At 36.8% G+C, this 21180-nt stretch carries 26 protein-coding genes; 24 read left to right on the forward strand and 2 right to left on the reverse strand.

Annotation, left to right across the window (positions count from 1 at the left end):
* The first annotated feature begins 127 nt into the window (after nucleotides 1–127).
* From M2448_RS11330 to M2448_RS11415, 18 genes are all read left to right on the forward strand, one after another.
* Nucleotides 128–1915 (forward strand): tape measure protein, encoded by a 1788-nt coding sequence (locus M2448_RS11330; RefSeq protein WP_280646828.1) that lies wholly within the window; start codon nucleotides 128–130, stop codon nucleotides 1913–1915.
* Nucleotides 1915–2550, forward strand: a complete 636-nt coding sequence (locus M2448_RS11335) for a DUF6046 domain-containing protein (protein WP_280646827.1) — start codon at nucleotides 1915–1917, stop codon at nucleotides 2548–2550. Before M2448_RS11330 ends, M2448_RS11335 begins: the two co-directional genes overlap by 1 nt.
* A 1-nt stretch (nucleotide 2551) precedes the next feature.
* Entirely contained in the window at nucleotides 2552–3544 is a 993-nt protein-coding gene (locus M2448_RS11340; RefSeq protein ID WP_280646826.1) for a hypothetical protein, read from the forward strand.
* On the forward strand, nucleotides 3541–4065 hold the full coding sequence (locus M2448_RS11345; RefSeq protein ID WP_280646825.1) for a hypothetical protein: 525 nt from the start codon (nucleotides 3541–3543) through the stop codon (nucleotides 4063–4065). Before M2448_RS11340 ends, M2448_RS11345 begins: the two co-directional genes overlap by 4 nt.
* Nucleotides 4065–4394, forward strand: coding sequence for a hypothetical protein (locus M2448_RS11350; RefSeq protein WP_280646824.1), 330 nt, complete (start codon nucleotides 4065–4067; stop codon nucleotides 4392–4394). The genes M2448_RS11345 and M2448_RS11350 overlap by 1 nt, the downstream gene beginning before the upstream one ends.
* On the forward strand, nucleotides 4384–4668 hold the full coding sequence (locus M2448_RS11355) for a hypothetical protein (RefSeq protein WP_280646823.1): 285 nt from the start codon (nucleotides 4384–4386) through the stop codon (nucleotides 4666–4668). Before M2448_RS11350 ends, M2448_RS11355 begins: the two co-directional genes overlap by 11 nt.
* Nucleotides 4665–5525 (forward strand): hypothetical protein, encoded by an 861-nt coding sequence (locus tag M2448_RS11360; protein WP_280646822.1) that lies wholly within the window; start codon nucleotides 4665–4667, stop codon nucleotides 5523–5525. The genes M2448_RS11355 and M2448_RS11360 overlap by 4 nt, the downstream gene beginning before the upstream one ends.
* A complete protein-coding gene (locus M2448_RS11365) occupies nucleotides 5518–6012 on the forward strand; it encodes a hypothetical protein (protein WP_280646821.1) in 495 nt (164 codons plus the stop codon). Before M2448_RS11360 ends, M2448_RS11365 begins: the two co-directional genes overlap by 8 nt.
* A 10-nt stretch (nucleotides 6013–6022) precedes the next feature.
* Entirely contained in the window at nucleotides 6023–6892 is an 870-nt protein-coding gene (locus tag M2448_RS11370) for a tail fiber protein (RefSeq protein WP_280646820.1), read from the forward strand.
* A gap of 3 nt (nucleotides 6893–6895) precedes the next feature.
* Complete coding sequence (locus tag M2448_RS11375; protein ID WP_280646819.1) at nucleotides 6896–9400, forward strand: hypothetical protein; 2505 nt, start codon at nucleotides 6896–6898, stop codon at nucleotides 9398–9400.
* 34 nt (nucleotides 9401–9434) lie between these two features.
* Entirely contained in the window at nucleotides 9435–10568 is a 1134-nt protein-coding gene (locus tag M2448_RS11380) for an acyltransferase (protein WP_280646818.1), read from the forward strand.
* Nucleotides 10569–10759: 191 nt separating this feature from the next.
* Entirely contained in the window at nucleotides 10760–11617 is an 858-nt protein-coding gene (locus tag M2448_RS11385) for a DNA adenine methylase (protein ID WP_280646817.1), read from the forward strand.
* Between the two features lie 226 nt (nucleotides 11618–11843).
* Nucleotides 11844–12959 (forward strand): hypothetical protein, encoded by a 1116-nt coding sequence (locus M2448_RS11390; protein WP_280646816.1) that lies wholly within the window; start codon nucleotides 11844–11846, stop codon nucleotides 12957–12959.
* Between the two features lie 11 nt (nucleotides 12960–12970).
* Nucleotides 12971–13630 carry an ABC transporter ATP-binding protein gene (locus M2448_RS11395; protein ID WP_280646815.1) on the forward strand — a complete coding sequence of 220 codons (660 nt, stop codon included), beginning with the start codon at nucleotides 12971–12973 and terminating at the stop codon, nucleotides 13628–13630.
* Nucleotides 13631–13698: 68 nt separating this feature from the next.
* A complete protein-coding gene (locus M2448_RS11400; protein ID WP_280646814.1) occupies nucleotides 13699–14283 on the forward strand; it encodes a hypothetical protein in 585 nt (194 codons plus the stop codon).
* A complete protein-coding gene (locus tag M2448_RS11405) occupies nucleotides 14276–14560 on the forward strand; it encodes a transcriptional regulator (protein ID WP_280646813.1) in 285 nt (94 codons plus the stop codon). Before M2448_RS11400 ends, M2448_RS11405 begins: the two co-directional genes overlap by 8 nt.
* A gap of 114 nt (nucleotides 14561–14674) precedes the next feature.
* On the forward strand, nucleotides 14675–15340 hold the full coding sequence (locus tag M2448_RS11410) for an RteC domain-containing protein (RefSeq protein WP_280646812.1): 666 nt from the start codon (nucleotides 14675–14677) through the stop codon (nucleotides 15338–15340).
* Between the two features lie 148 nt (nucleotides 15341–15488).
* Nucleotides 15489–15815, forward strand: coding sequence for a helix-turn-helix domain-containing protein (locus M2448_RS11415; RefSeq protein WP_280646811.1), 327 nt, complete (start codon nucleotides 15489–15491; stop codon nucleotides 15813–15815).
* Between the two features lie 103 nt (nucleotides 15816–15918).
* On the opposite strand, the gene mobB is transcribed toward M2448_RS11415, so the two are convergent.
* Together mobB and M2448_RS11425 are read right to left on the reverse strand one after the other, a co-directional pair.
* The gene (gene mobB / locus M2448_RS11420) at nucleotides 15919–17202 is read right to left on the reverse strand and encodes a conjugal transfer protein MobB (protein ID WP_280646810.1); all 1284 of its coding nucleotides are present in this window, start codon (nucleotides 17200–17202) and stop codon (nucleotides 15919–15921) included.
* Nucleotides 17203–17232: 30 nt separating this feature from the next.
* Nucleotides 17233–17673 carry a MobA protein gene (locus M2448_RS11425; RefSeq protein WP_280646809.1) on the reverse strand — a complete coding sequence of 147 codons (441 nt, stop codon included), beginning with the start codon at nucleotides 17671–17673 and terminating at the stop codon, nucleotides 17233–17235.
* Nucleotides 17674–18179: 506 nt separating this feature from the next.
* On the opposite strand from M2448_RS11425, the gene M2448_RS11430 reads away from it, so the two are divergent.
* The 6 genes from M2448_RS11430 (at nucleotide 18180) to M2448_RS11455 (ending at nucleotide 21123) form a co-directional block, all read left to right on the forward strand.
* The gene (locus tag M2448_RS11430) at nucleotides 18180–18677 is read left to right on the forward strand and encodes a DUF3408 domain-containing protein (protein ID WP_280646808.1); all 498 of its coding nucleotides are present in this window, start codon (nucleotides 18180–18182) and stop codon (nucleotides 18675–18677) included.
* Nucleotides 18678–18745: 68 nt separating this feature from the next.
* Nucleotides 18746–19528, forward strand: coding sequence for a ParA family protein (locus tag M2448_RS11435; RefSeq protein WP_280646807.1), 783 nt, complete (start codon nucleotides 18746–18748; stop codon nucleotides 19526–19528).
* Nucleotides 19525–20196 carry a hypothetical protein gene (locus M2448_RS11440; protein ID WP_280646806.1) on the forward strand — a complete coding sequence of 224 codons (672 nt, stop codon included), beginning with the start codon at nucleotides 19525–19527 and terminating at the stop codon, nucleotides 20194–20196. The genes M2448_RS11435 and M2448_RS11440 overlap by 4 nt, the downstream gene beginning before the upstream one ends.
* Nucleotides 20193–20579: an RteC domain-containing protein gene (locus M2448_RS11445; RefSeq protein WP_280646805.1), complete on the forward strand. Its 387-nt coding sequence runs from the start codon at nucleotides 20193–20195 to the stop codon at nucleotides 20577–20579. The genes M2448_RS11440 and M2448_RS11445 overlap by 4 nt, the downstream gene beginning before the upstream one ends.
* Nucleotides 20580–20581: 2 nt before the next feature.
* Nucleotides 20582–20854: a helix-turn-helix domain-containing protein gene (locus M2448_RS11450; protein ID WP_280646947.1), complete on the forward strand. Its 273-nt coding sequence runs from the start codon at nucleotides 20582–20584 to the stop codon at nucleotides 20852–20854.
* Between the two features lie 5 nt (nucleotides 20855–20859).
* The gene (locus M2448_RS11455) at nucleotides 20860–21123 is read left to right on the forward strand and encodes a helix-turn-helix domain-containing protein (RefSeq protein ID WP_280646804.1); all 264 of its coding nucleotides are present in this window, start codon (nucleotides 20860–20862) and stop codon (nucleotides 21121–21123) included.
* Nucleotides 21124–21180: the final 57 nt, after the last annotated feature.

Here is a 21180-nt window from a genome sequence, read left to right on the forward strand (position 1 = left end):
GCTTATTAACCACCCAAATGGAATACTACCTGGGATATTCTGTTTCGCATCTATCAGACAGGGAGTGGGCATATAAAATAAAACAGCTGGAGCACGTCCGGAAAAAGGAACAAGAAGCAAGTAAGTAATGAACAACGTTGTAGAATATTTATTGAGAGCCAGGGATATGCTATCACCCGTTTTTGCTCAGGCGAGCAGGAACGCTAATACGGTGAACAGGCAGATCCAGCAGATCAATAATACTCAGCAACGCTCAACCGGAACCATCGAACGCATGCAGAACGCTTTGCGATATCTACAAGAGCGTAGATCCAGGGCATTCGATGAAAGGCATATCGGTCGGTATAATGTAGCGATCCGGAATATGCAAAGGGAGCTGGAGCGATTGAATAATTTACCTCCTGCTACTTTTATGCAACGGATGCAGGAAGCCAATGGCAGTGCAAGTTCCTTGCTGGGGCAATTTAAGGGGATTATTGCCACAGTCGGAGCATTCAAAGGTGTTCAAACTATTTTGTCACTGGCTACAAGCCTGGAAAAATCAACTATTGCTTTTGAGGTATTGCTTGGAAGTTCGGAGAAAGCAAAGGTTATGCTCGATGGTATCAATAAGTTCGCTAATGCAACACCTTTCGAATCTGAAGGATTGATAGAGAATGCCAAAATGATGCTTGCTTTTGGTACTTCAGCAGAAAAAATATTGCCTCGACTCAAGATGCTGGGTGATGTAGCCATGGGAGACCAAAACAAGATGAATTCACTGGCTTTGGTAATGTCCCAGGTATCCAGCCTCGGAAAAATGCAAGGGAATGATAAGATCCAGTTTATCAATGCCGGATTTAATCCACTTGCTGAAATGGTGAAAATGACAGGCAAAAGCATGGCATACTTTGAGGATCAGCTATCGAAAGGTAACATATCTATCAAGATGGTAGAAGATGCTTTAATACACGCCACTAGCGAGGGCGGACAGTTCTTTGGAATGATGGAAAAGATGAGCCAGACTACCAGTGGGAAGTTTGCAACACTGACAGGAACCCTGAAGCAAACAGGAGCCGAGATCGGTTTGAAATTATTGCCTTATGCAAATCAGCTGATCGACTTCCTGATGCCGATGGTTGACTGGCTTGGTCGCAATGCTGATATGATCCTGCAACTCACAGCTGTTGGATTAGGGGCGGTACTCGCATTCAAGCTTATTGTCGGTGCGATTAAGTTGTGGACGATTGCCCAGGCGATCTTGAATGGAACTATGGCATTGAATCCTATCGGGTTGGTTATTGCCGGCATAGCTGCTTTAGTAGCTGCTATTGTGTATTGTTATAATAAGTTCGATTGGTTCAGAGGTATTGTACACGGTGTATGGGAAACTTTCAAAGCGTTGGTTCAGTTTGTGAAAGAGGGCGTAATGGTCTATATCAACGGACTGACTGAGATGTTTTCCGGTTTGGGTAAAATCATCAAAGCTGTATTTTCTGCTGACTGGGATGGTATCAAAGAAGGGGCTACACAAACCATCAACGCCTACAAGAATACAGCAACCGGCATGATCGATGTAGCCAAAAACAATGCTCCTAAAGTAGCCGGGGCTTGGAAAGAAGGTTACGAGAAAGGTCTTAATTCAGGTGGTATCGATGCTGATAGCTTTTTCGGATCGTTAGGATCATCAGGTTCGGGAACGCCCGGACTCGCTGGAGCCGGTGGCGGTGGTACCACTCCAACAGACACCATAAAGAATATTGCCGGTGGTGGTTCAAGACCTACCAATATCAATGTTCAGGTAAACAAAGAAATGATAGGCTCTATAACCATCAATCCGGTAACAATGTCTGAAGGAACAGACGAGATAACAGAAATAGTCATGCAGGCATTGGCTAAAATATTGAATAGTGCAAACAGGATAGCTTTAGAATAATGGAACAACAGTATCACTTTAGGGAACATGATTTAATGGAGATATTCAAAAGCGTTTTTGGATATACGGCTCCTCCGTTCCTGTTTTCCTTACAGAATAAGGTTGAGAATGCGTTGTTCAAAAAATCGAAGACATCTGAAGAGTACGAATTCAACACAACCGGGGAACGCCGAGAATATAACATGCACAGCGTTCCCTTCTATGCCAATAATGCAAACGGCAATGAGATGTTCTTGCCTATCTGGTTGATTCGTCCTGATGGAAGCCGGCTCTTACTTCAAAATACAGTTTCGTCCATGGTAGGAACTACTATTATCAAAGAAGAGATAATGGTTAACCGCCAGGGAAGTTTCAAAGAAGAGATATCATTGAGCGACTGGGATATGAATGTAAAAGGCTTGATTGTTTCCACGGACTTGGATTATCCGGATGAGATGGTGTACGAACTGGGACAACTTCGAAAGATGGGTACTGCTTTGGGTATTGAGAATGCCAGGACTTCGCTCCTGATTGAAGATGATGAGAAGGTGGTGATCAAACGCCTTCGATTTACCGAAATCAAAGGAATGAAGCATATACAGGCTTTTGAAATGGACTTGATTAGCGATAATACATTCTCCTTAATTATTGAGTGATATGTATGTACGATTGACAGGACACTTTGAAATTGTGAGGGCTGATGGTCGAAAGATCACTTTTACAAGTTGGAACTCTGTGGAGATTGAACTGGATATGTTCAAAATAAATTCTTCGTGTGTGATCCGGATCCCGGCTTCAGCTCGACTACAAGCCAAAGGGACAAAAAGTGGTGGATCGGTTCAATCCGCAAAGCAGTTCAATAGAGGAGATAAGATTATTGTTAAGCTGGGATATGACAACCGGTTGGAGACAGAATTCACCGGTTATATATCCCGTGTGAACTTCACAAGCCCCTGCGAAATAGAATGCGAAGGCTTTGAGTTCCTTTTGCGAAGTCCCTGCGAAACCAAAACCTGGAAGCAAACCAATATGAAGGAAGTGATCCAGTATATTATTAAGGACACGCCCATCGAGCTGAGTGATGAGATTCCGGATGTGAGTTTCACAAAGTTTGTGATTCCTGCGAATATGACAAAGCTGGAGGCTTTGCAGATGGTTAAGGATAAATACGGAATGACAATCTTTTTTGATGGCTCTTTGCTCTATGCCGGTTTAGCTTATGTACCTGATAAGGGAACTGTAAAATATAGACTGGGCTGGAATACGATTAAGGATAATGATCTGAAATATCGGAATGCTGAAGATGTAAGCCTGAAGATAAAAGCCGTATGGATCAAACCGGATAATACCAAAATAGAAGCTGAAGTGGGTGATCCTAAAGGAAGCCTGAGAACTCTATTCTTTTACAATGTATCCAGCAAAAGCGAACTGGAGAAACTGGCAAAAGAAGAAATACAAAAGTATAAGTACTCAGGGTATGAAGGCAAAATTACAACATTTTTACAACCATTTGTGAAGCCGGGCATGAAAGGAGAATTACAGGATCCACGATACGATGAGCGAAAGGGAACCTATTACATCACAAAGGTCAAAACAAAAGCAGATCGCAATGGCGGTCGTAGAACTGTTGATTTCACACTGAAGTTATGAGCCAATACGAACAAGATATATTGAATGGCATCCGGGCACTGGGTAAACAAGATGACAGTTCTTTCATAGCTGTTGTCGAGAACAACTATCCTGATAAGGATTATGTGGATGTGAAAGATTTAGCCGGTACTCAATATTTGGAGGTTCGCAAACGTGCAGCCATTGAGTCCGGAACTGATGGGATTATCATTACACCGGTGACAGGATCCACGGTGATTGTTACTCGGATAGGGAAAAGTGATGAACTGTTTATATCGATGTTTTCAGCAGTGGATCGTGTCGTGATCGATGGGGGCGAATATGGAGGGTTAATTAAGATACAGGAGCAAATAAATAAACTGAATGCCCTGGTTAAAACAGTAAATACCCTGATTCAGCAATACAACAGCCATACACACCCGGTTGCTACAACAGGATCAGCAGTGGCTCAAACGGGAACGGCATCGGCTACAACCATGACAGCCCAGACAGCTCAGGAATTCAAACGTGAAGATTACGAAAACGAAAAAGTAAAACACTGATGGCAAATAAGAATAAAGGTATATTGATAGGTGATGATGGTAATCTGCTCATTGAAGTTACACGGGATGCTCAGGGCAAAATAACTGACGGCTTGGTTATCGGAGATGTGACTTCACAGAATCAGAATACAATCCTCCTGGCTGAAAAAGGAGAAATAAAGAACTCGCCTCTTTTGGGTGTTGGAATCGCTTCTTATCTCGATGATGAATCGCCTTCAGAGTTACTTCGTGAGGTTCGCATTAATCTTCGCATGGATGGGCAAAAAGTTCGTTCATGTGGTTTTGATAACAATGGTAAACTTATAATTCAGGGAGGTTATGAAGACTAAGGTAAACGATAATCAATCATTGGCTGATATTGCAGTACAGGTTAGCGGGTCGGTTGAGTCCAGCTTTGATATTGCCGTGAAAAACAATCAGAGTGTAACGGGCATATTGACGGCTGGGCAGGAATTAGACAAATCCGGCATAATCAATAATAAGGTTGTGGATCAGCTGGCAGTACAAAAAGCGATACCGGCATCAGCATCTAAAAAAGTGATCGATGTACAATTGACAGGTATAGGATATATGACAATCGGGCAAAATTTTACAATAAAATGACATTGGAAGATATATATAATAAAATAACGGAACGATTTATTTCCGATCCGGTGGTGATTGCCAAATATGGACTTGAGGAGGGTAAAACCTTCAATGAGCAGTTCTCAGAAGCTTCGCTGGAGCAGATCCTGTTTTACGACATTGCTTCCAATATGCTTCTGAATATGCAGAATTTCAACCAGCATAAGATCGATGTGGATAAATTGCTGGGAGAAAAGAAAGCCCATACTCCTAACTGGTATGCTACTATGGCAGGGCTTTTTCAGTTCGGCTACCAGTTGAACGGAGATAGTGATTCTTATGATAATTCAGGTTTGACTCAGGAAGAAATAGAGAAATCCCGAATTGTAAAATTCGCTGCTGCTGTACCGGGAAGAAATAAAAGCATCCTTTACCTGAAGATTGCCACCGGGACAACCGAAAATAAGCAACCTCTATCTGCTACCCAGCTGGAAGCTTTTACTTTCTACATGACTCAGGTGAGCGATGCCGGCGTAAATCTGATTATCATCAATGATCAGGCGGATGAGATCGCCATTGAGATGGATGTATATTATGATCCGCTTATCCTTGATAAATATGGTAAACGGCTGGATGGATCCGATGATACTCCAGTCCAGAATGCAACCAAACATTATATACATAATCTGCAATTCAATGGAATGTATGTCAATGCCAGCCTGATCGATTCGGTGCAAGCTGTCACCGGTGTGAAATTTCCGGAATTGAAAAGTGCGGCATCACGGTATGGTGTATATACGGACTTCAGGAAGATAGATGGAATGGAAAAGGCTCATGCTGGGTATTACACTATAAAAGATACAAACCTGAAGCTAAATTTTAAGCCTTATGAATAGTAAATATTATGATGTCAATTATACCCAGTATGCGATGCAGCTACTGACGAATAATTACCGGATAGATATGGTAATCTCTATCATAAAGGCAATAACAGCTCCACTGAATGAGATCCATGCACAGTTCGACACGCTAAGAACCGGTATCGATTTCAATACTTACTCTCAGGTGTGTTATATGCAAGGCTTATTGAATGATAACTTCGATCCGTTGGAAAGAAGGATCCGGATCCGGAACGCTGCCATCAATTATGATTATTACTTGCTTCACAAACGAAATAAAAAGAAACCGGTGCGATTATCAAAGAGAGGCTCTGAGCAATATAAGCCCTATTACTGGAGTGTTCGCGGGTTGTTACGTTCTCATAATATAGATTTTGAGGTTATTCTACCAGCGGGATATAATCTATCTGAAGAGGAGGAGAATAAGATGATGAATCTAGTTAATCAAAGTAAATTAGCATCTAAACGATATATAATAAAATAAATTACTACTTATGAATAAGGTAAATATAATAGCGAAGGATGATTTCCCGATGGATTCCGATGGCATGGACTTTATACAGAAAATGATACATCAGGTCTACAAGCTCGCCAGACTTGGAGGAGGTGATTATATACTGGAGGGATGCAATGAAGTCGGAGGCGTTGTCTCAGATGGTCAGATGGTCATAAGTGGGGAATTAGTAGAATTTAAAGGCGGTCAGAAACAAGATTATATTGTGATTATCGAAACAAGGGAGACGATACATGATGAAGAGGAAACAGGCGAAATAATAGAATATCCTGAAGCTTATGTCAGTAGATATGCAACCTTTGCGAATGATGGTAAGCTTAAATGGGAAGGTATGAAGAGGATCGTAACCAATCAGGAGTTAGAAGAAAGACTTGATGCCATAACAGGTGACGCTCCGGGTATGGTAAAAATGTGGGCTGGCAAAGAATCTAAAATACCAGCTGATTATATACTTTGTGATGGAAGGGTACTTCTAAATAATGAATATCCTGAATTATATGAGGCTTTAGATGGGATATATGGAATTGAAGGTAATACAGGATTCAAGATACCCGATATGAGAGATAGATTCGTTGTCGGCCATAACAATCAAAATGAAGATTATAAAAGTATCGGGAATAAAGGTGGTGCCGTTGAAATAACACCATCTGTAGAACAATTACCTCCTCATGGGCATAAATTCAGAGGGGCGCGGTATGATGCGAATAACTGGCGGGGAACGGGTGATCCTACAGGCTCATATACGGTATACTATGATGATAATTCTATTACAGAACAGACCGGTGAAGGGAAACCTATAGATATTAGACCTCCTTATTTTGTAATAGCATATATAATAAAAGTAAGATAGATTATGATTAGTTTGATAGATATATTAAGAATATTCCGGACGAATTATACTCCCAGTGAGAGAGAGTTTCAGGAAACATGGAAATCCTTCTGGCATAAATCGGAGCGTTTACCAATACAACAGGTTTTGGGGCTGAATGATGCACTAGATAATAAGGCTAGTAAAGAGGAACTGGCTAATGCTACAACTAATTTTAAAGGCTATCATTCAAGCCTTACTGAGTTACTGGCTGCATATCCACAAGTCAAGAACAAAAAAGACTTCTTTGCATGGGTAGGTTCACCATATCCGGGCACCGTATATAAAGTGTACGCAAATGGCGGGGCATGGATGAATACCGGTGAGATCCCGACACAACAGGAGATAGATTTGGCTGATTATGTAAAAGTTAAGACAATAGTAAACGTATCTCAACTTAAAGATGAATACAATTACGAAGATGAACAAGATGCCCGTGATGCTGTGCCGGTTCATTTGCGAGGGTTAGGGCAAAAAGTTATTTATCAGCTAAAAGACGGCAGAAAAGTAACTGATACATATTTAGGAGTATCATTAGCACAATGGAATGACCCGTTAAAATGGGCTAGAGAAATAACAACAATCGATTTAGACTATATAGAAGAAATAGCAGGTGTACCTAGTCCAACCAATCAATTTGATATAGATAATATCACACCTAATAAGGCATTAAGTGGAAGTAGTGGTTTAGAAGTAACTCTAAATACTACATCAATATCAAATTACATCCCTATTACTAAAGGGGATAAAATATATTTTAACAGTGATCGTGTTATTGCATTTTATGACGCTAATAAAAATCTCATAACTTATTTAAAGGCTTTAGATGATACTCCATCACAAGATGATCGCATAATAGATATTACAGGAGATTACAGCTATATGCGATTTACTATCATGAATGAGTGGCTTGATTCTACTTATTGCTATCTGAATGAAATAAATAATAATGATGTAGAACCAAGTGGTGAAAATCAATTTAATAAAAATGGTATAACTCCGAATAAAGCTCTTAATGGAGCAACAGGTTTGGAAGCAGATCACCTGTCTGCTTCAATATCAAATTACATACCAATAGCCAAAGGAGATAAAGTCTTTTTTAATAGCGATAGAGTAGTGGCTTTTTATGATAGTAATAAAACACTTATTACTTTTTTGGCGGCATTGGATGACAATCCCTCACAAGATAATCGTATAATAGATATTACAGGAGATTACAGCTATATGCGATTTACTGTTATGAATGAGTGGCTTGATACTGCTTATTGTTATATAAATGAGGATATAGAGGGAAATTCTTACTCAGGTGTTCCCGCATCTAAAATTTTATATAACAGAAAACCTATTAATGACGTATTTATAAATAATGTAAAAAAAGAGGTATTTGTCGATGCAAAAAAGGTTCTTATAGGAAGTGTAAACTTACCTGATTATTTGATAAATCTATCGTACAACCCTAAAATATATAATTACGAGTTAAGAAAAGATATAACTAATGCTGCTATACTGCCTGACAATATGATAATCGCAGCAATAGGTAATAAGATTGTGAAGTACGGACTTGACGGAATAGAAACTATTTTATTAGAGATTAACTCTGTATCCGACTGGCGTTGTTTATGGTGTCATTCATCAGGATCAGTATTCTTTAGCCCGATGAATAGTTATTCAGAAAATACTGATGCATCTAATTACGGTCTGTACAGATATGATGGAACTACTGTGACTAAAGTTATCCAGTTAGCGAGCAGGCAAAGTATATGGGGAATTGATGAAGATAGCAAGGGTAATATATATGCAGGGGTTTATTCTTTGGGTGTAAATAATACAGACTTATACAAGTCTACCGATGGAGGTAACACATTTACAAAGTTAAGGAGCTGGTCTCCTTTGAAACATATCCATGCTTTATATGTGGATAAACTGACTGATACTTTATATGTTTCTTTGGGTGATACATATTCAGTCTCGCAAAATTTTAAATCGACTGACAGGGGTGCTACTTTTTCACCCTGTATAGATTCTATGCGTAGGCAGATGACAGCAATTATATCATCTGGAAAATATAGATTTTTTGGTACAGATCATTCTCCGATCGGTGTAATTTACAGAACTTCTGATGATAATACCCTTGAAGTGTCTCTTAATGTAGGCTATTATTCCAATGTATTCTTCTTGCGCCGTTCAGATTTGACCGGATGGATATATGCCGGATTCAAGACTGATCCGAGCGCTACATCTAACCTCTATTGCTCTGTATGGGTAACAAAAGATGACGGCGATACTTGGGAAATAGTAAAAGAAATTAATGTAGTATCTGCGGGCGAGGGCTTTTGGTTTGCTTCCAATTTCAAAGACGGGAATATGATCGTAGGCTATAAGCTAAACAATGCGTTCAAAGGTCTTGGCGTCAGTGAGCTTGTGCAGCCTGTATATGCAAGTGATGGCATTACTGGGACTATTATTAAACCTATCACATATAATTACTAAATATATCTTTTATTATCTTTGTGAAAATTTTACAATGAACAACCCTTTTAAAATAGAAATTAATCAAAGTCGTATATTCGGACTTGATTTGTTAAGGGCTATGGCAATATTATTTGTTTTAATTTGCCATGCTGAATTACAACTGCCTAAAATATTACAAGACTTAAGCAAATTGTTCTATTTTGATGGCGTACTTATCTTTTTTGTTCTTTCAGGTTATCTTATTGGGAATATTTTTATAAAACAGTTTAATAATAATGATTTTTCTAAATCTTTAGTTTTGAATTTTTGGAAAAGAAGGTGGTTAAGGACTTTACCTGCTTATTTGTTTACTCTGATCTTGTTGATTGTAATATGTAAATTTTCAAATCCCAATTTCCCCATAGAAAAAACTTGGCGTTATTTTTTCTTTTTGCAAAATATAAATACAAAAGAGCATCTATTCTTTTTTGGCGAATCATGGAGTTTAACGGTTGAAGAATGGTTTTACTTATTAATGCCAATTTTAACATTATCAATTCATTTTATATTTCGATTAAATTTTAAAAAATCTATTTTGTTATATATAGGATTGACTATTATAGGAATGTTTGTTATCAGGCATATTAAATATATTATATACAATCCACAAGACATAAGGGATTGGGCTGATTATTTTAAAGATTCTGTAAACACAAGGCTCGATAGTATTTCCTTTGGGGTATTAGGTGCATACTTGAACTATTATTATAAAGATAAATGGTTGAAATTAAATCATTTTAAATATATGATGATAGGGTTAATTTCCTTTTTTGTGATTAGGTATTTAGTCTTATTCGGATTTATAGAAAGAGGGAGCTATTTTAATTGCAATATTGCATTTGCTCTAAATTCTTTACTAATATTTATTACACTTCCTTTTTTCTCAAATATGAAGGAAACAAAGAGTAAATTATTTAATAATGCTATAACAAAAATTAGTCTTATATCATACTCAATGTATTTATTAAATCTCTCTGTCATCACCTACTCTTTTATAAACAGGTTGAATATAATAAGTTATGTTGGAGATTATAAATTATCGGTTGTGATAAACTATTCGTTATTTTGGATATTGACTATACTTTGCTCAATATTGATGTATAAGTATATCGAGATTCCTTTTATGAAATTGAGAGATAGAAAATAATTCCACTATTATCTCTTAAATAAAAAATCCCCGCCTCCACAAAAGCCAGTTTCTCAGGCATGGCTTAAATGATAAAGGTGCATACACACCACGACAGGGACTCACTATGTCCTTGCTCTTGGTGTGCATGCACCTCTTTTTATGCCTGAGAGCTACAAAAGTAATAATTAAAAGTTTAAAGTGTATTTAAAATGAATTTAAAGAAAATGTTTAAAACCGCCCCTCTTCCATTTCAGGGGCAAAAAAGAAGATTTGCAGGCGGTTATGCTTTAGCATTGTCAGAACTGAATGCCAAACAAGAAATAAAAGTAATAGTTGACTTATTTGGTGGTTCAGGTCTGTTGGCGCATATTGCAAAAAGTGTTGTACCTGAAGCAAAGGTTGTTTATAATGATTACGACAATTACAGCCAGCGATTGCATAATATTGATAAAACAAACCGATTACTGGCTGATATTCGTTCTATACTAATTGATGAACCGAAAGATATAAAGGTAGATGGCAATGCAAAATCTAAGATATTAGATCGTGTGCAGCTTGAGGACAAACAAGGATATGTTGACTATATAACCTTATCCGCCTCTTTGTTATTTTCTGCTAAATATGCACTTACATTGGAGGAGTTCAGCAAAGAGCATTTTTATAATCGGGTAAAAGCTTCAGCCTATGATTTCGATCCTGATGAGTATTTAGATGGATTGGATGTGGTAAGAATGGACTACAAAGAACTTTATAGACAATATAAAGATGTTCCAGGTGTTGTATTTGTTGTGGATCCCCCATATCTTTCCACTGATACTAGTACATACAACTCTGATAAATATTGGAAACTTAGAGACTATCTTGATGTACTGAATGTTCTGGTTGATACGAACTATATTTTCTTTACATCTAACAAGAGCTCCCTAGTTGAACTGTGTGAGTGGCTGGATGATAATAAGAAGTTTTGTAATCCTTTTGCTCGATCGGTTTTGAATACTCAAAATGTGACACTCAATAAGGATGCAAAATATACAGATATGATGTTGTATAGATTCCTGAAGGAATGAAAAAAGCCCCTTAACTGGGGCTTTTACTATACAAAAGACAATACAATATACCCTCTCTACAGTGCAGTAAAAAGTTTAAAATATACTCAATTTACCACAAATATATAATATGATTATTGAATTTCACAAGGCGAAAAATTAGTTATAATTCCAAACGTAAACTATAATTCCAAATGTTAGGATAGCTTGTGAACGTTTGGTATTATAAAGATTTACATTTGAAATTTTGGAAAATACTATATTATGTAATATAGAGCTATTACATACTCAAGAATCGATTTTTAATTATCAAATTATTCTTGAAACAAAAGGAGAGTACAATGCTATTGATAGTAACTCAGAGGTAAACTCTGATAATTGGATGAATTTAGAGGAGTTTTCTTCTTTATCTCAATTATATCCAATATTAGGATTCAAAAACACATGGGGTAAATTAGATACTAAATTGCAAGTTGAAGCAAATATTAAGAATTACAATTTTGATAAAGACTCAACAGACTTCTCATTTCAGGAATTGTACACTCAATTTGAACTTGAAGGAAAACATTTTTTCATTTTTGGAAAAAAAAGACTTGATTGGGGAACAGGAATGATATGGAATCCGACAAACTTTTTTATTCAAAAAGATCCTATTAGAACTCAAAGCCGTTTAGAGGGATTATTTATGCTTAATTATTCATACCTGTTTGGACGGAATACTTTAAGTTTTTATCTTTTTCCGGAGAAAGAAGGGAAGAATTTTAAAGCGGCCTTGCGATATGAGTATTCGAAGGAACGGGTAGATGCAAGCCTTTCATTTGTAGAATATGGCAAATATCAACAATTTGGTTATGATATATCATATGGAGGAAATCTTTTTACAGCTTATTGTGAAGGGGTTTTGAGAAACTATACAAAAAGTTTTGCACTTAGTGATATTGGAACACTTATCACTCCTCAAAATAGAAGCAAAAGATTTAGGAGTGAGTTTGTACTGGGCACATCAATAATTTTTAATTCGAACCTGTCATTTAGTGGGGAATATCATTTTCGTGAAGATTATTTGAGTAAAAGTGATGTTAAGCTTTATAAAAAACACCTGCCTTCTAATATAGAACTATTCGACCCTTTAAGCGTGGGTAAACATACTTTGTTTGGGAATGTTGAATATAAAGAAACTTATTCAAGATGGTCAATTAATCTAAGATCATTCTACGATATTACTTCAAATCAGTTGGCGATATCCCCTGTGGGAATATTGTCTCTAAATAATTTTCAGTTTGAGCTGACAAGTATGTTTTATAATAACTCTTTATCAATACATAATATTCAAACCTCATTACTAGTAAGTTGTTTTTTTTAATTTTTTTTAACATGGATTCAATTATAAAATTAAATAACATTGAAAAAAGTTATACAAATGGTAAGGTTAAGAATCAGGTGCTAACTGATTTTTCTTGGAACTTTGAAAGGAACTGCTTTACAGTATTAGCCGGTCCATCAGGTTCAGGTAAATCTTCTCTTCTGAATATATTAGCTACATTAGACCGGCCAGATAGTGGAATTTATATTTTGGATGGACAAATTATAAACTTTGAAAAAAAGAAAGAACTAACCAGACTTCGAAAAGAAAATTTTGGTTTTATATTTCAATCTTTTAATCTTATCCCAGTATTAAGTGCTTTAGAAAATGTAGAACTACCTCTCACACTTTTTAAATACAGAGAAAAAGAGAGATATACTATGGCAGAGGAGGCTCTTACATTAGTCGGACTAAGAGATAAGATTAATAAGCGGCCTTACGAAATGTCAGGAGGGGAACAGCAACGAGTAGCTATTGCTCGTGCAATAGCTCGTCATCCGAAAATTATTTTTGCAGATGAACCAACAGCTAATTTAGATAGAAAGAACGCATGGAATATAGTTCATTTGATGAAAGACCTGAATGAGAAAGAAGGCTTAAGCTTTGTTATTGCAAGTCATGATGAGAAAGTTATTCAGACAGGAAAAGAAGTGATTCAATTAGGAGAATAGTTTATATTACATACATGAAAAATATTATAATATAAAATAGTTATATTTGTAAATCAAATAGAATAATTATGGAAGATAAGAAGTTAGATGAAAAGGAGAGCCTTATAATAATTACAGAGATGATAAAGAATGCTCGAACTAATTTGAGGGCGAAAATTAATTGCAATACCTTGTTGATTTGGGGATATACTACTGTAATAATATCTTTTCTTGTTTGGTTTCTAAAAAAAAATAGTTATATCTCTTGGTCTTCCTTATTATGGTTACTTATTCCTTTAATCTGTATACCTACAACTTTATATCTTCACTCGAAAGATAAAACTAAAATTACGTCCTATATAGATAAAAGCATTTTCAATATTACAATTTTGTTTGCTCTCGTTTGTACTACAACTGCATTATCAACAATAATTGTAGACTTCCCAATTTTATTTATAGAACAGTTACTTATAAGTATGATGATAGTTATAGTTGGTGCTCTTATTAACTATAAGCCTATTATATGGGGAGGAATAACAGGAATTATTGCAGCACACATTTTGCTGTTTATTCCTGATATGGTTAGCCAAATACCGATTTTTGCAGCTACATTTATTCTTTCCATCATCATACCCGGACATATATTTAAAAAGTCTACTTCTTCTCATGTTTAAAGGACTAAATCCACTATTACATTCAGAATTGCGTTTAGCAATTATGTCACTCTTAATTTCTATTCAAGAGGCTGATTTTATGTACATCATGGAACAAACAAAGGCTTCGGGAGGAAACATGAGTGTACAGGTAGACAAACTTAATAAGGCTGGATATATCAAAGTAACCAAAACTTTTAAAGATAAAAGACCTCGTACAATCTGTAAAATTACACAAAAAGGGATAGATGCTTTTGAAGAGTACGTAGAGGCATTAAAGTCCTATATAAACAAGTGATTTGCGAACCTATAACTATTTGTGTTGTAATTAATCATAATTTCACATAAAATATTTTATGAGAGATGTAGATTATTCTCTACTATGCATTAATAATTTTAATTCATTATAGTCATGCCAACATGGGAATTAACAGAAAGGCAAATCTATAAGCTCTTAAAGCATCCTTATCAGATAAACAAGGCTATTGTAGAAGATATGACCTCTGCCTATTTAGAATTTGTAGAAGAACTATTCACTTATCTAAATGAGAGTAATGATAACAAGAAAATAATCCGTAAATTAAATACAGCTCAGATAGAATTTGCAACAATCAAGGCTTTTGAAGAATCTCTTCCAACTGAAAACAATAAACTTAAAATTGTATTCCTTGATAAGTTGATTAGCTTAGTTGAAAAAGAGTTAGAACTACTTTATCGACAAATGGAACACCCAAAGTTCTTCATCAATATTGAATCTGAATGGAAATCTCCAATTTATGTTAACTCTGAAGAAATAAAACTTATCGACATCATGGAACTAGCTTGCGGATTTTATTACCTTATAAATGGACTCCTACGTGTCGATAATAAGGAATTACATTTGATTGATATTACTCGTCTATTTGAAAAAACATTCAATATCACTCTTGGGGATATCTATAAGAAAGAAGAAGCTGTTATAAAACGGAAACCTCAAAAAATAACCAATTTTCTAGATCGTCTAAAAATAGCTATCATTCAAAAAAGTATTGAACAAGGCTACAATTTACAAACTGATTTTTCAAAATTAAACCCTTAATTTACCCAATGATTATCAGTTTATTATGAGTTATTTATAGGGAAGTAGGTGTGCTACTCCCCTATTTTGTTGTCTTTCATTGTCCGACCTTTGTTCTGCCAATCGATTGGAATTAATTAGATTCATTAATTTCAAAAAAGTAAATGTTATGTATTTAGACAATGAAGACTTTATCAAATGGATGGAAAAACTTAACTCCAAGCTGTCGGAAATCGGGCAGGATGTGAGAACCATGTTGAACACTTCGGATATTTTGGATGATAATGAGAAAATATTGGATAATCAAGACTTGTGCTTTCTTTTCAAGGTGTCTAAGCGAACACTTCAACGTTACCGGGACAAAAAGATACTACCCTACTTCAAAATAGAGGAACGTGTATACTATAAAGCCGGCGATATCCGTGAGTTTGTCCGGAAATACGGAAACACTTCGTCTGTCCGATGGGACAAGCCCGTATCGGAAGATGAAGTATAAGCAACCCCAATCAACAACAAAATTTTTCCCCTTTAACAAATGCCCTTTCACAAAAACCACGAAGGGTTTTGGTAGAGGGGAAAGATTTTCTTTCAGCAAGAAATTACATTCCTCTTCCTCTTTTCTTATTTTTCTTTTTTCTGATCGAATCCTCCCTTTCTTTTTCACGGACAAAGTTTTCCGCTTCGTAGTCTGTACCGTGTTGTTCAAACAGGCTGAGGCCTGCATTAAAGCTGTCGCTTTCGGCGGATGACGGAACTCCGGAGGATTCCGACAATCGGCCGGGGCGATTCGTTTCTGTTGAAGATTTTCCAACTGCCGTTGGTTGAATGTTCCTTTCAGAAGGATTATTCAGCAGGCCGTTAAAAACATTGGCCGAAAATTCTTTACCTAAGCGCGAACCGTTCAGTATCGTTCGATTTTGATAGTCGATGAAGGTCGCTCCGTAAATCCGCCCTTGTTCATTCTGTCTGAATACGCAACCGATACCTTGTTGTAATAAAAATTGTTTGAAGCTGTTTATATCTATGTTAGGTTGTTTCATGGCTTTGCCAATAATCGGTTTCAGCCGTTCTCTGACATTGGATTTGTCAATAACCGTTTTCGATTTGTCAAAATGCTTTTGCAAAGCCTCAGTATTTACTGACTTTCCGAATAAAGAAGATTTGAAAGGCTTAGATACCTTTTCTCCATTCTCATCCAATACCGAATAAACCAACCCCTTATACGGTTTACCTCTGTATTCTCCCTTAACCTCTTCTGCCGTTACATTGAACTGTTCCAACAAAGTACGGTATTCCCCGAACGACTGGAAATGATAATTAGCCATAATGGATTTAGTAACATTCCCAACCTGATGTTTTAAATCTCCCGCTTTATAATCTATCTTCTTTGTCGGAGCTTCACTTTCCCGTTGCCCTTTCTTTAGAGGGATAAGATTAAATTCCTGCTCCAGCTCTTTACATATCTTCATGGAACGAGTCACTTCGTAACTGTCGTTAATCTTTTTTCCAGTTTCATCTATTCGCAAAGAAATAATATGCAAATGCTCCCTTTGGATATCGGAATGTTTAATTACTATATAAGGCTGATTACCATATCCTAATTTCTCCATATAGCGTTGGGCGATTTTTGATAGCTGCTCATCAGAGAGCTTATCCTTGGGGTCGGGATTAAGCGATGCATGAAAGACCACCTTTTCGGTTTTGTTGTTCATTGCCAGATAAGGCGCAAACGAATCCATGCAATCCCGGACAGAGAATCTCCCGTCCAGCGAATCGAACATCTTTTGGCGGTATAATACTTTGGCGGTATTATCATCCATCTTGATTTTGTTGTATGCCAATACTCCGTAAATTGATTTACCCGAACTTATTTTAGCAAGCATCTGATCTAATGAAGAATTAAAAACTAAAAATTAAAAATCGGATATTTGTTCTCTGAGTTTGGTTGCCATTTTTTCAAAATCTTTCATGGTTTGTATAAATTCGAGTGTTGATTTATCCAAAATTTTCATCATAAATCGGGCCTTGTCTTCTCCTGAATTCCTTATCAAAGCGACAAAAAGTTGGTTATAATTATTCTTTATTACGCGGAATTGGGCAAAGAATTGTGTCAGCTGTATTACAAAATCAATAGCTGATTTATTGACTTCAATAACTTTTAGCCTGTGGTTCAATACACAATCGGCAATAAATTTCGACTTGCTTTTCTGCCCCGATTGCTGAAACATGGAGAGAAACCTCTCATTTTCTTTATCGGTTAAGCGAATCATATAGCGATATTTCAGAATATCGTCTTTCTTAGGTCTTCCTCTTTTTCTTTTGGGAGCCTGCTCCCCGGTTGTAATATGTTCCATATTCATTTTATTATTGGTTTACTCTAAAGTTCGACTTGGGAGAGCTTTCTCCAAACAGCGGGTTTGGGCAAGAAATGTTTTTGGAAAGCAGGGAAAATGGAATTTTCTGCTGACAAAAACACTTCTTGCTATTAGCTGACGCTAATAAAATCCGCCTGTACGGGCGGACATTGACAGGAACCGGAACGGTTACTCATTAATAATCGGGAATCGGTATCCGGAACACTTCGGGTGTTTTCGTTATTGAATATCTTTTCTTTAGATATTCCATAGCTATTTTGCTATTCTCTTATACAAAATTACATGGAATAACTCACTATTAATCAAAGTCAATAAAGACGATTAACGACAGCAAAAGCCATGTGATGACACTTCGAAAAAGGGATTGATTTTCTGTTTTTATTTGCAGGAGAATTGCAAAACGGCAATGCTTCGGATGAGCCGATTTGCTTATGTTGAGAAAAGGATAAATGACAATACGAATAATCGATTAAAACCAATCATATATGGATAAAGAAAAGAATAAGAGCAAAAGTGAAGGACAGGGTATATCCATAGATGCAGGCTCAAAAGAGGAAGCGAAGATAAACCCCAATGCCTTTATCCGCAACATCGCTGTTGCAGGTAATACTACAAGCCTACCTGCACATCTGCCTATAAGCATGCAAGACACAGAACAAGAAGACGAAAATTCAAACGAATCAGAAACAAAGGTTGATACCAGTGAGCCCAAAACAAAAGAATCAATAAAACGCAGGAAAGGGCAGACGGCTACTATCGATTATGAAACGGTATTCCTTGCCCGGAACGAATTAAGTAACCGTCAGGGCTTGTATATCGACAAAGAGAATTACGAAGTGTTGCAAACTCTTGTTCGCTCTATACGCTTCGAACGCTTAAGTGTCAGCGGTCTGGTGGATAATATCGTCAAACATCATATCGAACTTTATGGTGATGAGATAAACCGCATTTTTGAAGAAAATATTAGGAAACCAATCAAGTGAAACGAAGAATGAAAAACTAAAAATGAAAAAACAAGATACAGTAACAATAAATTAAAAATTAAAAGATTATGAATTCAACACATTCAAACAAACAGCCTTTGTACATTTCAATTTGTACCCAGAAAGGCGGAGCCGGCAAGTCCGTGTTCACGACACTTGTCGCCGGTTACCTGCATTATGTGAAAGGATACGATGTAGCGGTTATCGATTGCGATTATCCGCAATGGAGTATTTACAAGATGCGTGGCCGGGAAGCTGAACAAATAGGGCGTAATCCGTTCTATGGGAATAAAGCGGAAGTATTCTTTTCCAAATTAGGTAAACCGACTTACCCGATAGTTCCCGCACAGCCTGAAACGGGACTACATCAGGCAATAGAATTTTTATCGGCGGAAGAACAGAAATACGACATCGTATTGTTCGACCTGCCGGGAACAGTAAATAACGAAAGCGTTGTGCAGACCTACTTTGCAATGGATTACCTGTTTGTTCCCATAACCACCTCCCGCATCAATATGGAGAGTACACTGCCCTTCATGATATCTACCAATGAGATGCTGACCGTCAATCAGGGAAACACGAAGCTGAAAGGCATATATCCCTTTTGGAATATGGTTACAGGACGGGAAAAACAGGAATTATTCGATTACTATGAGAACGCCATATTGAGCTTAGGCATCACTATCCTGCAAACCAAAATACCCAAAAGCGTGCGCTATGACAGGGAGCAATCCATTGAAGGGAACGACTATCTGTTCCTGTCTACCATATTCCCACCGGATAGACCTCTCTTGAAAGGGAGTAATCTTGATTTATTGGTCGAAGAGATAATTCAGACTATAGAATTATGAAAACGATAGGAATAATTGCACTAACCATAGCCTGTCTATTTATGGCAGGATTGAATCTGTGGAATGAGTTTAAGGACTGGTTTGATAAAAAATACCAGCGGAAAGAACAAGGTAAGCCGGATAACCAGTCAATGGATATCCGAAAAGATGAAACGAAAAATATTCCGGATATTATCGGTAAATCAAAATTCAACTTAAAAGAAGAAGAACTCAAACAAAAACAAAGGCAGGCTGAACAAACCAGAAAGATTACAGTCGATGTAGAAGAGAATAATATTCCTATTCACAGCATCGATTTGGAGAAGGAAGAAAACCCTCTCTCCGGTTATACAGGACCAATCAGTTCGGAGGATGAAATTATACTGGATACACAATATGATAAGACTGATATTGTTCAAAGTAAAGACCAGTCTTTTACGATGGATGAATTTGAATTGTTGGCAAAAACCTTGCAGGGAAAACCCATGCCGGAAAAGGAAGAAAAACAGATTCCTGAAATACTACAAAGAGTACACGGGACTAATCTGTATGAACAGTTTATCAGTCAGGTTAATGGAGCGGAAGCAATAGCCGGTAATATATTGAGGTTGGCTGAAATAGATTCGGAAATGGATAATAACAATAACAGCTCCAACACAGGAAACCTGTCAAAATTTATACGCACATGAAACAGAATACAATAACAATAGACAAGGCTCAATTTGAAAAGATAAATAGGCTTGTTGGAGAATTGAATCGTATATTCAAAACCATATCCGGGGATAAACCTGATACTCCCCTGTATTGGTCTGGCTCGAAAAGTGATTTGGTGGAACTGGCATATGGAATACTTGAAACAAAACGATTCAATGACGGAGATATAGATATTCAGGAAGCTGTCCGCCATCTTAGCGAGATATTCTCCATTCCCATTCAGGATTGTTACGATGTATTCCGAGCTATCAGGAGGCGTACCGATAGCAGGACTTTATATCTGGATGAGATGAAAGCCAGACTAAACCAACGAATGGATGATATGGATAATGGCATTTTTAAGAAAAGATGGAAATAGATATGGAGATAATCGCGATTGAAAAGAAAACATATGAGTTGATGAAAAACCGGTTCGAGGATTTTGTAAAGCAAGTCGAAATACTCTGTAATAACAATCAGAAAATGGAATGGCTCAGTAATGGGCAAGTCTGTGAAATGCTCAATATATCGAAGCGGACACTCCAATCTTACAGGGATAATGGGACTTTATCTTACTCACAGATAGGGCATAAGTGCTATTACAAGCAATCGGATATCGAAAATCTGATAGAACAATCACAAATAAAGAAATAACAGCAATGGATATACTTAACGGAAAATCAGAAGAGGTTATATCTTTCTTCTCGGCTCTGGGTAAAATGCTCGATAACATTCAGTTGGCTCTTAAAAATAAGGCTTCGAACGATAATAGACTGCTGACAAGCAAAGAAGTTTGTAAACTTCTCTGTATTTCGCCCCGTACTCTTCAGGAATGGAGGAATACGGGGAAGATACCGTTTATTAAAATCGGCGAGAAGGTGTTGTATAAGTGGTCAGAGATAATAAACATATTTAACAGGTAAGAAATATGCTATTATTTTCATGATAATAAGAAGTTATATTTACAATATAGCCTCATC

This window comes from Dysgonomonas sp. PF1-14 (genome assembly GCF_029892965.1).
In the GTDB taxonomy this organism is placed as follows: Bacteria; Bacteroidota; Bacteroidia; order Bacteroidales; family Dysgonomonadaceae; genus Dysgonomonas.

What these genes read in the sequence shown, in the direction of transcription:
- M2448_RS11330 (WP_280646828.1), top strand. Translation starts at nt 128, where the DNA reads ATGAACAACGTTGTAGAATATTTATTGAGAGCCAGGGATATGCTATCA.
- M2448_RS11335 (WP_280646827.1), top strand. Translation starts at nt 1,915, where the DNA reads ATGGAACAACAGTATCACTTTAGGGAACATGATTTAATGGAGATATTC.
- M2448_RS11340 (WP_280646826.1), top strand. Translation starts at nt 2,552, where the DNA reads ATGTATGTACGATTGACAGGACACTTTGAAATTGTGAGGGCTGATGGT.
- M2448_RS11345 (WP_280646825.1), top strand. Translation starts at nt 3,541, where the DNA reads ATGAGCCAATACGAACAAGATATATTGAATGGCATCCGGGCACTGGGT.
- M2448_RS11350 (WP_280646824.1), top strand. Translation starts at nt 4,065, where the DNA reads ATGGCAAATAAGAATAAAGGTATATTGATAGGTGATGATGGTAATCTG.
- M2448_RS11355 (WP_280646823.1), top strand. Translation starts at nt 4,384, where the DNA reads ATGAAGACTAAGGTAAACGATAATCAATCATTGGCTGATATTGCAGTA.
- M2448_RS11360 (WP_280646822.1), top strand. Translation starts at nt 4,665, where the DNA reads ATGACATTGGAAGATATATATAATAAAATAACGGAACGATTTATTTCC.
- M2448_RS11365 (WP_280646821.1), top strand. Translation starts at nt 5,518, where the DNA reads ATGAATAGTAAATATTATGATGTCAATTATACCCAGTATGCGATGCAG.
- M2448_RS11370 (WP_280646820.1), top strand. Translation starts at nt 6,023, where the DNA reads ATGAATAAGGTAAATATAATAGCGAAGGATGATTTCCCGATGGATTCC.
- M2448_RS11375 (WP_280646819.1), top strand. Translation starts at nt 6,896, where the DNA reads ATGATTAGTTTGATAGATATATTAAGAATATTCCGGACGAATTATACT.
- M2448_RS11380 (WP_280646818.1), top strand. Translation starts at nt 9,435, where the DNA reads ATGAACAACCCTTTTAAAATAGAAATTAATCAAAGTCGTATATTCGGA.
- M2448_RS11385 (WP_280646817.1), top strand. Translation starts at nt 10,760, where the DNA reads ATGAATTTAAAGAAAATGTTTAAAACCGCCCCTCTTCCATTTCAGGGG.
- M2448_RS11395 (WP_280646815.1), top strand. Translation starts at nt 12,971, where the DNA reads ATGGATTCAATTATAAAATTAAATAACATTGAAAAAAGTTATACAAAT.
- M2448_RS11400 (WP_280646814.1), top strand. Translation starts at nt 13,699, where the DNA reads ATGGAAGATAAGAAGTTAGATGAAAAGGAGAGCCTTATAATAATTACA.
- M2448_RS11405 (WP_280646813.1), top strand. Translation starts at nt 14,276, where the DNA reads ATGTTTAAAGGACTAAATCCACTATTACATTCAGAATTGCGTTTAGCA.
- M2448_RS11410 (WP_280646812.1), top strand. Translation starts at nt 14,675, where the DNA reads ATGCCAACATGGGAATTAACAGAAAGGCAAATCTATAAGCTCTTAAAG.
- M2448_RS11415 (WP_280646811.1), top strand. Translation starts at nt 15,489, where the DNA reads ATGTATTTAGACAATGAAGACTTTATCAAATGGATGGAAAAACTTAAC.
- mobB (WP_280646810.1), bottom strand. Translation starts at nt 17,202, where the DNA reads ATGCTTGCTAAAATAAGTTCGGGTAAATCAATTTACGGAGTATTGGCA.
- M2448_RS11425 (WP_280646809.1), bottom strand. Translation starts at nt 17,673, where the DNA reads ATGGAACATATTACAACCGGGGAGCAGGCTCCCAAAAGAAAAAGAGGA.
- M2448_RS11430 (WP_280646808.1), top strand. Translation starts at nt 18,180, where the DNA reads ATGGATAAAGAAAAGAATAAGAGCAAAAGTGAAGGACAGGGTATATCC.
- M2448_RS11435 (WP_280646807.1), top strand. Translation starts at nt 18,746, where the DNA reads ATGAATTCAACACATTCAAACAAACAGCCTTTGTACATTTCAATTTGT.
- M2448_RS11440 (WP_280646806.1), top strand. Translation starts at nt 19,525, where the DNA reads ATGAAAACGATAGGAATAATTGCACTAACCATAGCCTGTCTATTTATG.
- M2448_RS11445 (WP_280646805.1), top strand. Translation starts at nt 20,193, where the DNA reads ATGAAACAGAATACAATAACAATAGACAAGGCTCAATTTGAAAAGATA.
- M2448_RS11450 (WP_280646947.1), top strand. Translation starts at nt 20,582, where the DNA reads ATGGAGATAATCGCGATTGAAAAGAAAACATATGAGTTGATGAAAAAC.
- M2448_RS11455 (WP_280646804.1), top strand. Translation starts at nt 20,860, where the DNA reads ATGGATATACTTAACGGAAAATCAGAAGAGGTTATATCTTTCTTCTCG.